General features: G+C 30.1%; 13 protein-coding genes. 6 read left to right on the top strand and 7 right to left on the bottom strand.

The genetic code is table 11. The annotated features are described in order from the left end of the window. Positions 1-21 precede the first annotated feature (21 nt). Positions 22-504, top strand: a complete 483-nt coding sequence (locus O5633_RS05235; protein WP_269611068.1) for a DUF2214 family protein — start codon at positions 22-24, stop codon at positions 502-504. A 59-nt stretch (positions 505-563) separates the two neighbouring features. Here O5633_RS05235 and O5633_RS05230 read toward each other — a convergent pair whose 3' ends face one another. Then, entirely contained in the window at positions 564-2756 is a 2193-nt protein-coding gene (locus O5633_RS05230; RefSeq protein WP_269611067.1) for a tetratricopeptide repeat protein, read from the bottom strand. Positions 2757-2906: 150 nt separating this feature from the next. Beyond that, positions 2907-3059 (bottom strand): hypothetical protein, encoded by a 153-nt coding sequence (locus O5633_RS05225; protein ID WP_269611066.1) that lies wholly within the window; start codon positions 3057-3059, stop codon positions 2907-2909. Positions 3060-3507: 448 nt separating this feature from the next. Here O5633_RS05225 and O5633_RS05220 point away from each other — a divergent pair, with 448 nt between their 5' ends. From O5633_RS05220 to O5633_RS05205, 4 genes are all read left to right on the top strand, one after another. Then, positions 3508-3657 (top strand): hypothetical protein, encoded by a 150-nt coding sequence (locus tag O5633_RS05220; protein WP_269611065.1) that lies wholly within the window; start codon positions 3508-3510, stop codon positions 3655-3657. Between the two features lie 225 nt (positions 3658-3882). Beyond that, positions 3883-4905, top strand: a complete 1023-nt coding sequence (locus O5633_RS05215; RefSeq protein WP_269611064.1) for a KpsF/GutQ family sugar-phosphate isomerase — start codon at positions 3883-3885, stop codon at positions 4903-4905. Next, positions 4906-5730 (top strand): 3-deoxy-8-phosphooctulonate synthase, encoded by an 825-nt coding sequence (kdsA, locus tag O5633_RS05210; RefSeq protein WP_269611063.1) that lies wholly within the window; start codon positions 4906-4908, stop codon positions 5728-5730. Positions 5731-5736: 6 nt separating this feature from the next. Next, on the top strand, positions 5737-6258 hold the full coding sequence (locus tag O5633_RS05205) for a KdsC family phosphatase (protein WP_269611062.1): 522 nt from the start codon (positions 5737-5739) through the stop codon (positions 6256-6258). Positions 6259-6280: 22 nt separating this feature from the next. On the opposite strand, the gene kdsB is transcribed toward O5633_RS05205, so the two are convergent. From kdsB to O5633_RS05180, 5 genes are all read right to left on the bottom strand, one after another. Then, on the bottom strand, positions 6281-7066 hold the full coding sequence (gene kdsB / locus O5633_RS05200) for a 3-deoxy-manno-octulosonate cytidylyltransferase (RefSeq protein ID WP_269611061.1): 786 nt from the start codon (positions 7064-7066) through the stop codon (positions 6281-6283). 367 nt (positions 7067-7433) lie between these two features. Next, complete coding sequence (locus O5633_RS05195; RefSeq protein WP_269611060.1) at positions 7434-8294, bottom strand: radical SAM/SPASM domain-containing protein; 861 nt, start codon at positions 8292-8294, stop codon at positions 7434-7436. 125 nt (positions 8295-8419) lie between these two features. Further along, positions 8420-9544, bottom strand: coding sequence for an aminotransferase class III-fold pyridoxal phosphate-dependent enzyme (locus tag O5633_RS05190; protein WP_269611059.1), 1125 nt, complete (start codon positions 9542-9544; stop codon positions 8420-8422). Positions 9545-10306: 762 nt separating this feature from the next. Further along, complete coding sequence (locus tag O5633_RS05185) at positions 10307-12364, bottom strand: tetratricopeptide repeat protein (protein ID WP_269611057.1); 2058 nt, start codon at positions 12362-12364, stop codon at positions 10307-10309. Between the two features lie 66 nt (positions 12365-12430). Then, positions 12431-12559, bottom strand: coding sequence for a hypothetical protein (locus O5633_RS05180; protein WP_269611056.1), 129 nt, complete (start codon positions 12557-12559; stop codon positions 12431-12433). 630 nt (positions 12560-13189) lie between these two features. On the opposite strand from O5633_RS05180, the gene pyk reads away from it, so the two are divergent. Then, positions 13190-14608, top strand: a complete 1419-nt coding sequence (gene pyk / locus O5633_RS05175; protein ID WP_269611055.1) for a pyruvate kinase — start codon at positions 13190-13192, stop codon at positions 14606-14608. Positions 14609-14781: the final 173 nt, after the last annotated feature.

The raw sequence follows: 14781 nt of genomic DNA, 5'->3' as shown, positions 1-14781 counted from the left end.
AATTGATAGAAGCTAATTACTGTGTTCGGATTCGTTCTACCAACTGATTTATTGCAATCAGCCTCAGTTGCATATATTCATTATCTCAGCTTTATGATTTGTTTTGGAGCATTGATTTATGAGCGAATCTCATTGAAGCCTGATCCAAATAGGAAAGAAGCAATATCTATGGTTTTTGCCGACATTATCTATGGAATTGCTGGGATTGCTCTTTTGGTAAGTGGGATTTACAGAGTTATCAAATTTGGTCAGGGTTCAGAATTTTATACTCAAAATCCTGTATTTTGGACAAAAGTTATTATTTTTGCTCTAGTTGGTTCTCTATCTCTTTATCCCACAACAACCTATGTTTTATGGGCAATTCCTCTTAGCAAAGGAACTCTTCCTCAAGTAACTGAGGATTTGGTTTCTAGATTGAGAATAATAATTAATGTCGAATTGGTCGGGTTTGCCTCTATCCCTTTTATAGCGACACTTATGGCTAGAGGAGTTGGCTTAAGTTGAAAGAATTGATCTTCAAAAGCTTTTTTTTCTGTAGGGAAAAATTAATAATTCCATATTTTTTAGTATTTAAATGGTTCCCAATTTTTTGGAAGTAATTCTTTTTTATATGCAGCTTTCAATGCCTTTTGAAAGAAGTCTATATACTGTCTATAAACTGTTTGATCATTAAATAAATTATCTTTTGCTTTTAAAAGTATTTGATTACTAATATTCTCCCTGTATGAATTATCAAATGCTAGTTTTTTGCATATTGAAATATATTCTTTCTTTGACTTTGCTATAGGTGGATTTAAAATACCCATCTGCTTATAACCTGCAGAAACGCATCCACCTTGTGGTTTATCAGGTAACAAAGTAACAACTGGAATACCCAATGCCATTGCCTGAAAAAAGGTATTACCCATCCCAAAATAAATAGTATCAAGTACGATATCAAATCTTTTTGAAATTGTTAAATAATCATCAAATTTAACACGTGGACAAATTATTAATCTACTTGAAATGTACTTACTATTTTGTTCCCACCTGGACAATAATTCCTTTGTATTGTATTCTCTAACACCTTCGAAAAATAATAAACGTGAATGAGGAATTTCCTCAAGTACTTTGTCTAGAATATCATCAAAGTCGGGGTGGTATTTAAATAAAGTATGAGGAAGTCCAATTATAAAATCATCCTCATAAATATCTAGATCTGAAGCTTTAATAGTACTATTTAAAATTGTAGGTAGACTATAATTTACTGGAAGTCTAGTCATTCTTATCAATCTTTCTGAAAAGAACTTATCAGAATTCTCATTTTCTTTTTGCGATGCGGTTATGTAGTAATCCATATTTTGAGAACCTGAAGTTTGTGGGTGTCCACTATGAAGGACTTGAACTAGAGCTAGCCTTGATAAAGACATGAAATATGTTTTTACTGACATTCCAATATCAAGATATAGAAGAATATCAATTGAACTATTTAGAACTTTTTGACAAGATTTTTCTAAGGAATCTGGTAATGTTATTATTTCACTCGCTAATGAAATAATATGATCTGTTGTTTTATCAGTATGATCAAGTTCTCCTTTAAATATGATTATTTCAATTCCAGATTTAGCAAGATCTTCAATTAAATTTAAAAAACATTTCGTTACAGAATGATTAAAAAAATAGCTAGAACAAATTCCGAGTCTTATCCTTTTTCTTCCCTGACTTTCTTTGATATGCTGGTCTAAACGGAAATTAGTATTTAATATCCCATCCTTTTTTGATAAATTATTAGCTATATTTTGGAGTATCTCTTTATCATTATAACAATTATGATAGGCTAAATAAAAAATAAAGTCTATTGTTGTTGGTAAACTATTATTTTTATAGATTATATTATTGTTATTACCTATTAATGATATTTGTCTATTTATCTCCTCTCTGTCTTGATTTATTTGCAATTGATTTAAGGGTATTTTTGATATGAAAAGTTTAGCTTGTATGTTATAAGCTAGATCATCTGGATCTAATTCAAGGCATTTTTGAAAACAACTTTGCGCTTCTTTTGATTTACCAAGATCTTTTAATATGCCTCCCAGATTAGAATACGCCATTGCGTAATCAGGCTTGAGTTGAATAGCTTTGTGCATTGATATTTCAGCTTCTTTAAATTTACCAAGATCTTTTAATATGCTTCCTAGATTGGCATATGGTTCTGCGATATTAGGGTTGAGTTCGATTGCTTTCCGAGTTGATAATTCTGCTTCTTTAAATTTACCAAGATCTCTCAAAATGCTACCCAGATTGGAATGAGCCTCTGCGAAATCAGGATTAAATTGAATTGCTTTTCGAGTTGATAATTCTGCTTCTTTTAATTTACCAAGATCTTTCAATACATTTCCCAGATTGGAATGAGCAATTGCGTAATCCGGCTTCAGTTGAATTGCTTTTCGAGTTGATAATTCTGCTTCTTTTAATTTACCAAGATCTTTCAATGTGTTCCCAAGATTGGAATGAGCCATTGCATAATCCGGCTTCAGTTCAATTGCTTTGCGGTAAAAGACTTCTGCTTCTTTTAATTTACCAAGTCCTTTCAATATCATTCCATAATTAGAAAAAACTTTTGGATCTTTATAGTCTTGTGCAATAAAATATTGATAATATTTTGATGCTTCTGATATGTTCCCTTCTGAATGAAATTTAAATGCTTGATTTATTATTTGTTCTTTAGATGGTTTGATTTTCTTTTTAGATTTATGCTCCTCTCCTAAACCTTTCATCTTTAAAACTTTCAGGTTCTTTTAATTAGTATTATACCTTGCACCAAAGTTTTCACTTTCAAAATGAATTGATGACCTGCATCGTTAGCCAACTTAACGACATCTTAAATACAAATGGACTCCAAATCCCTTTCGCATGGTATGTGACACCTAATTTGCCAGATCAACATTACCTTCAACAAAACTATCTAATATACCTTTTTCCCCAAGTGCTGTCAGGAGTGGTGTTGCAAAGAATCCTCGAAGTAGAAATACGAGTTCCTCTCTGGGATTAAGCATTAAATGAGTTTTGGTGAAAGGCAAAGTTGAAATGTAATAGCAACATATCGGCTGAAAATTGCTGTTTTGCTTATTTCACCTAGAACCTATTAGTTGAAGTTATGACTTGTATTGAAATTTAAATTTTAAAAAGATTTTCAGCTCCTTTCATTAGGCAGGGTTTTATCTCCCTACAAATTCTTCTTTAAGTGCGCTTGATACCCTTCTCATAACCTCTTTCCAATTATGTCGTTCTTTTTGAAGGAATAACTTCATTGATGGATCCCAAAATGTATTGTCCCCTTCCAGTCCCTAAGTCCAAAAAGGGATATTTCTTAAGATTAACCAAACTTTCTTGTCCATTCCTCCAGCTGAATGAGTAATAGAAGTATTACAAGTAATAATTAAATCGCAATTTTCAATGATGGAGGCATTTTCAAGAAATCCCAAGAGGAATCAATTTCCGGTTGGCATCCAACAAACTTATTTTTAAATGAGCAATCATCTAATTGTTCTGAACCAAATCCTTTTGGTAAAGAAAGCGCTAATCAATAACAAATCAAGCGACGTTGCTGTATATGCGAGATTAATAATTTCGCTGGCTGGATTCGCTGCTGATTCCTCCAATAATAATCGAGTTTGAAAAATATAATAATATATGATTAAAAATAAATTAATTAGATAGTTTGCAAGATTAATTATATTAAGAAAGTAATAAATTTCTCAGTTATCTGTTTTTACTTTGATTTGCTTGAGTCATGCTAGTATTGTATTTTGTATAAAATGTTTTCTTAATAAATTAGATTTTACTAACTTCCTAGAGCTTATTAAGCTTATTTTTCGCGAAAAAAGCAAAATGGTAAATTTAATGAATAATGATGATTTGATTTTAAAAACTCCTTTTGTAATGAAAGATTGCCTATTGCATGATAGTCGTGCTTTGCAAAAAGCCTCTGAGATACTAGATAAGAAAATTTGTGATAATGCTCTAATTGCTTTGAATTACACATTTGAAAATAATGGTAAGTTGTTATTATCGGGCGTAGGTAAGAGTGGAATTGTTGCCAGGAAAATCGCCGCAACATTTACTTCTCTTGGCTACCCCGCTTTATTCTTGAATCCAACAGATGCTCTTCATGGAGATATAGGAATTGCAATGCATAATGATACAGCAATAATTATATCTAATAGTGGAGAAACTACAGAGCTTGTTTCATTATTACCTCATCTGACTAGGAAAATTAAAACTATAATTTCTATAACTTCTGATTCAACCTCTACTCTAGCTAAAAAATCAAATGTTCATTTTGAATGTAATATAGATAGAGAATCTTGCCCTCTTAATCTTGCCCCTACAACAAGTACTACGTTGTCATTAGCACTTGGAGATGCCTTGGCAGCACAATGGTCTATCTTTAAAGGAATAACTAATGAAAATTTCGCTATAAATCATCCAGCTGGTATCATTGGTAAAAGACTAACCCTTAAGGTTGAAGATATTATGATAGATATTTGTGACCTTCCCATTGTATATAATAGCTCTAACTTAAGGTCTATTGTTTTATCAATTACTTCGATAGAGGAAAATATAAAAGGTGTTGGATTTACTTTAGTTAAGAATAAAAAAGATACTTCATTTATGGGTCTTATTACTGATGGAGATCTGCGCAGGGCACTTTTTGAAAATGCTTCTGGTGATTGGGATAATATAATTGCTGAAAATATTTGTACGAAAAATCCGAGAACTATAGATAAGAATGCTACTTTAATTGATGCTTTAAAAAAAATGGAAAAGAATAAACCTGGATCTATTACATGTCTTGGAGTAACTTCTGATAAAGAATTAATAGGATTTATAATTATGAACGACGTAGTGAAAATGAATAATTAAATGTTTAAATCTAACAAGTTAACAATAATAGCTGGACCATGTAGTCTTGAATGTATAGACATGTGCATGGAAGTTGCCGAATTTGCTGTTAATGCAACAACAAAATTAGGAATTGAGTTCATATTTAAAGGCAGCTTTGACAAAGCCAATAGAACCTCTGCAAATTCCTTTAGAGGTAATGGGATGGAAAATGGTCTTTCAATTTTATCTTTAATAAGAAAAGAGTTTAATATCCCTGTCCTAACAGATGTACATGAAACATATCAGGTTGATTCAGTAGCAAAAGTAGTTGATGTAATACAAATACCAGCTTATCTATGTAGACAAACAAGCTTAATTGAAAAATCAATAAAAACTGTAGATAATAATAATTACATTACAACAGCATTAAATATAAAGAAAGGTCAGTTTTTAGCTCCATGGGACTGTAAAATGGTAGTTGAAAAGGCTAAGTGCTTTAATCCAAATTTAACAAGGAATCAACTATGGTTGACTGAAAGAGGAACTTCTTTTGGTTATAATAATTTAGTAGTAGATATGAAGGGTATATATTATTTAAAAAAGACAGGTTGTCCAATCATCATGGATGCCACGCATGCCGTGCAAGAGCCTGGTGCGAACGGATCTAGTTCAGGTGGAAAAAGGTATTTAGTACCATTATTAGCAAGAGCAGCAGTTGCTGCGGGCGTAGATGGTGTGTTTCTAGAGATTCATCCAGATCCAGATAATGCACTAAGTGATGGACCTAACATGCTTAATCTTCAGCAATTCAAATCATTAATCAATGAATTAAGTAGGATTCACGAATTAGTGAATGAATTTTAATAGATTATGGAATTCAAATTCATGTTCTTAAGAAGAACATTAAGAAAGAAATTAATAAAAATTAAATTAATAGTTACTGATGTAGATGGAGTCTTAACAAATGGTTCAATTGGATATAGTGATAAGATAAATGGTCTTAAATTATTTAATGTTAAAGATGGTCTGGCTGTGAAGTTGTTACAATCAAATGATATAAATCTAGCTTTTATAAGTGGTGGAGAGTCAGATGCTACATCAGCAAGAGCTAAATCATTATGTATTAAAGAGTGTCATACAAATATAGAAGATAAAGGTCTAAAAATAATTGAAATACAAAAGAGACTAGGTTTTTCTCCTGAGTCTACTTTGTATATAGGTGATGATGTGAATGATCTAGAAGTTTTACCTTATGTAAGTCTTTTTGTCGCACCAAATGATTGTAATTATAAAGTTAAAATAAAGGCAGATCTAAAGTTAAGATCCAAAGGCGGAGAAGGGGTTCTAAGAGAAATATGTGATATATTAATTAATTTAAAAAATAGAAATTAATACTGATACTCTTTCATTAGAGCTAAAATCTAACTATTTTTCGAGCATGATCTAGTTGTGCATTATTATCAACAGAGAGAACTTCTCTGTCATATTCAAATGCATATATTGGTATATCATTTTCTAGCCATCTAAGTTGTTCAAGCGATTCATTTGCTTCTAATTGACTGTTTTGTAAACTTGACCAAGACTGTAGAATGTCAAACCTATATGCATAGATTCCTATATGACATTTAAGTGAGATTGATTCTGATATTTTTAATTGCCTGTCATTAAATTTTTTAATAAATGGAATAACAGATCGGCTGAAATATAAAACTCTTTTGCTTTTTTTAGAAGTTATAAGTTTCACCAAATCATAGTTTTCCTCTAGACTATATTGTTTTTTGTAATAAGCAGTAACTAATTCTGGATTACCCATAAGATTTATATTTTCAATAAATCTATTAATAAGGTTTTTATTTATAAAAGGTTGATCTGCTTGTATATTTATAACATATAAGTTTCTAATATTATAATTAAATTTAATATTTTTTAGAATTAAAGTGTTGGAATAGAAAATCCGATCGGTCCCAGAAGAAAAGTTACCAGATTTAAGAATGACTTTAATAGGTAAATCATTAGCCTCATTAGCAATTAATTTATTATCTGTGCATAGAAATGTCTCTTCAATATATTTTATATTTAAAGAATTCTCCATTACGCGGTAGAGCATTGTTTTATTTCCAATGCGCTCCAATACTTTGCCTGGTAGTCGATGAGAATTTAATCGAGCAGGGATGGCAATTATAAATTTGTTTTTGGACATGATTTAATGCTTACACGAAAACCCTAACAGAAAAGCATCAAGCAATAAATAAGTAAATTATCAAAAATTTTATTCCGCAATTATTTATGTTGATGGATCAGCAAGGGTACAAACAGTTACAATAGAGACTGATGGCTAATATCAAATACTAACAAATCTAAAAAAGCTTTTTTGGATGCTAAGTGGTATAAAATATATCTTTTAATGGTCCAAAAGACGCATTTTTTAAAAGTCTAAGGAAGCTGTTAATTTTCTTTTAAAAAATTATTGATGTACTTTATTTAGATAAACAAAGATGAGCTAAAAAAACAAGCGAAGTTATATCTTAAAACTGATTTATAATTATTAAATATTTAAATATCATGAATTAATTATTAATATATTTCGTCCATGCCTCTAAATGAGACTTGCCAAAAACAAGTCCATCAGCATCACAATTTTCGCAAGGGAAACCTGCACATTTTCTTCCCTTAATTAAATTTTTTCTATATTGATTCATCCTTTTACTAAACCATATATCCTCAATTGAATCGGCAAATATATTACCAAATTTTAATTTCTTATACCAATCCTGGACACAAAGAAGCACGTCACCATTCCAATCAATAGTAAGAGAGTAATGAGGATATGCGCACGATCTGGATTGATCTATTAATTCATTATCATTATTCAAAAACCCTGCTCTATTTGTTAATTTTATTCCATATCCTTCTTCTTTGCTGTACCACCTTTTTCTAATATTAAATAAACTATTTGGGATATCAGACTCATTCATCAGTTTTTCGAATTTAGGTATCTGATGTGCTCCATCATATGCACTAATTACTAGCTGAGAAATCCCTGCTTTGTATAAACCTTTAATTAAATCTAATTTAAGTAAATCTCCATTGGTAACTATTTCTACATGAGCCGCATCAGAAAGGATCGCTACAATATCACAAATCTCAGGATGGGCTAATGGTTCACCATAACCACATATATTAATTATCCCATTAAAACCTAGACTCTTTAAATCTTTTGATATTTTTTTTGCCAAGTCTATTTTCATATATAAATGTTGATTAGGGTACTGACTAGAGTCAAACCTGGGACAGAAAACACATTTTCTATTGCAATATTCGCCAGTATTCAAATCTATAAAAGAAGGCTTTGGACCATTTTCAGTTAAATCAACGCAATCTATGATTGGACGTTTCCTCTGTAAATTCTCAAGCAGAGTCTTTTCCATCAAAGAAAGTACTTCAATAATAGTTTTTATTTATAGTGATTATATACTAGAATTAAAACTATAATGTTAGGTTTGTTTTAGTTTATTAATTGGTCTGTGAATTTGGGTCTTTATAAATTTTCCTTTTACGTTTTCAAGTTAATACAATTATCTATATTAAAAATAGATGGAAAAATAAGTCGGTTTTTAGAAATATAAATATTCTTCTCTTTACAAACTTCATCTAATTCTATTTCTGATTCTGTTTTTTTCACTAAAAAGCCTCTACTAGGAATAAATTTTTTATTTGGTTTTATAATTCTAGCAAATCCGTTACCTCTTATTAAATGATACCCTAATGCTTCTATAGGTATATTTTCTAATATAAAATGACAAATACTTTCTAAATTATGATTAATTAAATTGAAATCTAATCTTTCTAATTTCCTTAATTGATTAATCATTAATTCTAGTTGTGTTGGATTGGCCGAGAAAGTTCCACCCCAAAATATTTTTTTTAAGTTGGCTGTATCTGTACATTTTTTATTGACTATTACAACTCCTATTGGATATCCACCGCCTATAGCTTTACCAAACACAACAATATCTGGATCACATTTTCTTGAAAGCTTTGAAGAGCCATAATTATTTCTAAACCCTGTTATTACCTCATCAAAAATCAACAATATATTAAATTTCCTGATCTTTTCTTTAATACCACTATCTATCAGTTCTTTTAGTATGTTTGCTTGAGGATTTGACCCTTGGACTGGTTCTATAAGTATTGCCGCAAATTCTTGGCAATTTTTTTGAGCCAGAAACGATTCTAAATTTTTAAACCATACATAATTTTGTCCAGGAGAAATAGCAAGACCATCAGAAAGCAATTCATAGTTATGCCTAAAAAGGAATTCATCCTCCGATCCATGCCAAAAATTTCCAATCAAGGCGATGAGTCTTCTATTTGTTACTGCTCTAGCAATCCGGCATGCTCTTGTGATTGCAGAAGAACCACTGGTCTGAATCCCAAAAGAACCTATTTCAAAATCAACTAAGTTATTTATTAAAGAAATGTCATTAAGATTTGAGATGCTTGCCTCTGGCAGCATTTTATTGATATTTAAATGCTTAATTTTTTCATGACCAAATATTAAAGTACCTGACCCTAACCAACTGTCGAAAAAACGATTACCTTGGTTATCTATTAACCAAGGTCCACTAGAGTCTACGAAAGCTGATTTTTCCTTTAAATTAGAATTGTAAAATTGCATTTTTATTAAGCATCTTATTGCAATTGTTAATCACAACTGGAAAGGATTCGATGATATACCATAAAATCTGACTTAACAGAATAAAAACATATTTACTACTTGTTTTAATGTTTTCAGAGCATATATCTCCCTGAAATAAATTCAAATCAGGCAAAAATTTACTTGATTTATTAACTGAAGTTTTACTTAACAAATTTTTTATAGAAAATCGGAACAAACTCTCTAGGCGCAGGTTAACTAATATCGCTTTTGGAGAGTCTCATTTTCATATTACTCTACTATCTTGGGTTGTTTATTTGAATTTTTTTTGATCCAAATACAAGCGGCCATTTCGATGGTATGAATAAATGCTTATGGTGCATATTTTGGTGCTGAAGTTCCATAACGGCAAGTATCACGACATATCAAGATGACTCACAGAATCCCTGATCTTTGAAGTCTATTGGTATCACTATATTTTGCCTACGCTCCCTGCTGGATTCGAACCAGCGCCCCACTGTTTAGTAGGTAGTTACTTTTCTCTTGTAAAGGATTGGTATAACAAGGTTTAGCACTAAGTATTATAAAGTAATGGCAGGGTAGAATATCCATGGCAATATTTTTTGAAATTATTCAGTAGATGACTATATCCAAGCATCTTTATATATCTAATTGATCTTAAGTAATAAATGAAGAGCTCAATAGGACTATTAAAGTCTTTAATTAGTTTAACCTCATCAATTATATTTTTAGATAATTAATTTAATTAATATTTGATAAATATCAAATATATTCCCTTGCTTTTTTAATAGAATCTGTAAAGAACTCATAGTAATCTTTGTATATTTCATTGTCATTGAATAAATATTTTTCTGCTTGTTGTTTTAATTCTTTTTTTATTGATTCTAATAATAATTTATCTTGAGAATACTTTATACACCAATTAATATAATCCTCTGGAGATTTAGCGATAGGTGGATTTTTTATTTTCATTTGTTCATAACCTGCTGAGACTATCCTCACTTTTTGATTATGAGGGTAAGTGATAAATGGGATTCCATAAGCCATTGCCTCATAAAAAGTTACGCCACCTCCAAAGTAGAAAGGATCTAACATTATATCGCAGCTTCTTGTTATGTTGAGAAAATCATCTCTCCCAGTACTATTAATAAAAATTGATCTTTCTATCAATAATTCATTTTTTTTGTTCCATCGATCTTGGAGTGTTTTGAAGTTATAATTACTCTTATCTGTAATTATAACTAAATATGAGTTATCAATTTTTGATAAGATTGACTCAAGTATTTCGTCAAAATTTGGATGAATTTTAACTAATGATTGAATTAAGCCAATATAGAATCTACTTTTTGAATTTAGTATATTTTTAAGTTTAATGTTGTTTTCATCTATTTCTGGAACAGCGAAATTGAAAGGTAATCTTCTAAATCTTATTAAGGTCTCTGTATATTCTAAATCTGATTTTTCAGGTTCATTTCTATGAGTTATATAATAATCAATATTTTTAATACCCGATGTAGAGCCATGTCCCAAGCTAGTAACTTGCACTAATGCTAATCTTGATAAAGCCATAATATATGAAAAACTGTCCATACCAATATCTGGATAAAAGATCAAATCTAGTTGATCTGAAAGTATTTTTTTTGATGCCATTTGTGGATTATTAGGTAAATTAATTATTTTTTTAAAATACGCATTACGTTCTTTTCTTATATAATTTTCTTTTCTTAGATATTTTTCTTTTGTTAAATAATTACTTTGATTATTAGGAATAACATATAATGTCATGTCAATATCAGTCTCTGATAAGTCTTTTAAGACGTTAATGAAACATTTACCTACACTATGATTTTTATAAAGAAACATAGAGCAAACTCCTATTTTAAAATTTTTTCTTTTGCTTGACGAAAATAAGTATTGTTCTTGCGTAAATCCATTGCATATCATTCCATTTGCCTTTGAAATTACGTCAGAAAATTCTTCAAGAATCTCTCTGTCATCGGCCCTATTTTGGTAGGCTAAATAAAAAATACTAGTAATGAATGACATGGGTTCTTGATAATACATATTTTTCTTATTTTTTAAACGATTGATTGCTTGTTTATATTGACTTCTTTCTTTATCGATTTGTGAATTACTTTTCATTATTGTAGAAAGTCTTAGATTCGCATTTATAAAATAAAAAATATTATTTGGGGCATACTTAGATGCAGATAACAAATATTTATATGAATCTGATATTTTACCAAGAGTATGAGATATGGTTCCTAGATTTGAATATGCCTCTGCGAAGTTAGGTTTAAGTTGAATCGCTTTACGAGTTGATAATTCTGCTTCTTCTAATTTACCAAGATCTTTTAGAAGGGTTCCTAGATTTGAATGTGCCTTAGCAAAATTAGGATTAAGTTCAATTGCTTTGCGATAGGATTTTTCAGCACCTTTTAAGTTGTACAGATTATTAAGTACATTTCCAAGATTTAAATAAGCCTCTGCATAATCAGGATTAAGTTTAATTGCTTTCCGGATTGATAATTCTGCTTCTTTTAACTTACCAAGAGTTTTTAAGATGATTCCATAATTAGAAAAAACTCTGTGATCTTTATATCCTTGATTTATAAAGTATTCATAATACTTTAATGCTTCTGGTATATTTCCTTGTGAATGAAACTTGAATGCTTGATTAATTATTTGTTCTTTAGGTTTTTGAAAAGAAGTGAGTGAGATACTTGTAAAATTCTCTTGTGTTTCTTCTAAAGCAAATGGAACTGGGAATGTTTCTACTTCAAATCCTGATTGCTTGTGATTTCTTTTTCCTTCGGTCAAATTATTTGTTTTGAAAAGGATCTATCAATGAGAATTATACCTTGCACTAAAGTTTTGAGTTAAAAATTAATGTTGAGCCTCTGCATCATCAGCAGTCGCCGTAATGTTTTCTGCGTGTTTTAATCCAGAATCAATTAAGGCATGCCTACCAGAAAAACTATATTCACCTACAACGCAAGAGGAAAGTTTTTCCATAAATGGATGTTCTGCTTGAACGTTTTTACTGCTCCTATTGGATGCTATTTGCAGCTAGACCTAGGATTAGTCTCTTCTAACCCCTCTTGAAGTCTCATGTCGACTTGAGTTTTATTCCTTACGCAACTAACTATCCAATAGCTACCTCGACGTAAGAAATCAGCGTCTTTTTAAGTGTTTTTTATAAGCGTTTTTTTATCCTTATTTTCTGATTTTACGAACGCTTCTGCGAATTTTTACATCTTTTCAACCGAAAACTACTGCTAACAAACGATTAGGAGGAAATGTCCTACTGCATGTGGAGTAGTTGGACATTAAAAGTGTCTTAGGTGACTCACGTTTTTTTGAACACTTACTACTTATATCTATTCATATCTATTATTTTTATTTCTTTTTATGGCTCTTTTCAGGTGTTTTAGGTGTTTTACGTCTCTTAGGTGTCTTAGGACTTGCTGTAAAGAATGCATTAGTGTGATTACTGATAAGCATTTTTGAGCTAGTAAAGACATGATTTCTAAATCAGTGTTATTATAGTTAGTATATTTATAAGAAATTTAAATAACGTGCCTTATTTGTTAATTAGATATCAGGTATCTAATATTTTGTCAAAACAAGATCTAATTTAGGAAATTGACTAAAATAATAGCTACTATTGGTCCATCAACGGAAAATGAAATTAAAAAGTTATGCGATTTAGGTGTAAATATATTCAGGTTAAATTTATCTCACAATAGTATTGAATGGCATATAAATGTTATAAATAATATAAGAGAAATTACACCATCAAGTTCTATTCTTGTTGATATTCCAGGAAGGAAGATTAGGACTACTTCAAAAGTATGTAAAGACAAATTTAAGGAAGGTCAAATAATATACTTAGTCTCAAATAAATTCGATAAATATCCTCTAGAATCAAGATTTATTTATGAAATAAATAATAATAGATTGTTTGATATCGCAAAGAGAGGCATGGAAATATATGCTGATGATGGCAGACTCAAATTTATTATTAAAGAAGTATGTAACGAATACATTACTCTCATAACAAAATGTGATGGATTGCTTAAGGAATGCAAAGGTATAAATATCCCAGGTAGTTACTTCGATGAAAAAAACTTAAACGATCAAGATAAATTTTTCTTAGACTTTTGCTGTCAACATAAAGTCGACTTTATTGGGATCAGCTTTGTTGATAATTCTGATTATTTAAATAACATTAAAACCTATATTGGAGATAGGCGACCTAAGGCAATTGCTAAAATTGAAAATGCTACAGCTATTCATAATTTATCAGAAATCCTCAAAATATCATTTGCAATAATGATAGATAGGGGAGATTTATCTGTAGAAACAAACACAAGTAGTATTGGTATTCTTCAAAAGGATATTCTATTTGAAGCAAATAAGTTAGGTGTTCCAGTGATTGTTGCTACCGAGATGCTGCATACAATGCAAAAATCAATTAATCCAACAAAAGCAGAGTGTAATGATATTACCAATTCTGTATTAGATGGTGCTTCGTGCTTAATGCTTTCAGGTGAGACAGCTGTGGGAAAATATCCATATGAATCTATAGAAACCATGAGATCAATTATAGATTTGACAATGAAATATATTCTAGATAGGAATAAGAATCCCTTAGAATATATTGATAATAATGAACTTAGTCAAGCAGATTTGATGGCAAGAAGTGTTAGTTTAATAGCCTCCTCGAATATATCAAAAGGTTTAGTATGTATTAGCAAAACAGGAGAAGGTGTAAGATTCCTTGCTAGATATATAAATAAAGATTTCTATTGCATAACTGATTCTTATGAAATAATAAGAGATTTAAATATCTTTAGAAATGTTCAACCAATTTTATCTGATGTAGTATTTAAAAAAAATGATAGGTTTCATATTTACTCTATTGCAAAACAACTTATTGATAATGGATGGAATCCTGATCTTCTTTATACATTTATATACGTAAGTGAAGGGGGAGCAGGTCTGAGGTTAAATACTATTCAGATAAATTATTTAAAATCATTAGCGGGTTTTATAGTTTGATTATTTGTATAAAAGAGCCTCCTGTAAGTTCTAAAATTACATTTGCAAATCAAATTCAGGCTATTCTAGAAAAACTTTTAGAAATCTAATACTTTTAGATGTTGATAATATTAAATTCTATATTATGCATTTTTTTAGCTTTTTTCTTCTGAATAATGTAAACAATAATTTAT

The organism is Prochlorococcus marinus str. MIT 1013 (assembly GCF_027359395.1).
GTDB lineage: Bacteria > Cyanobacteriota > Cyanobacteriia > PCC-6307 > Cyanobiaceae > Prochlorococcus_B > Prochlorococcus_B marinus_E.
This window is presented reverse-complemented; position numbering and strand designations above follow the sequence as displayed.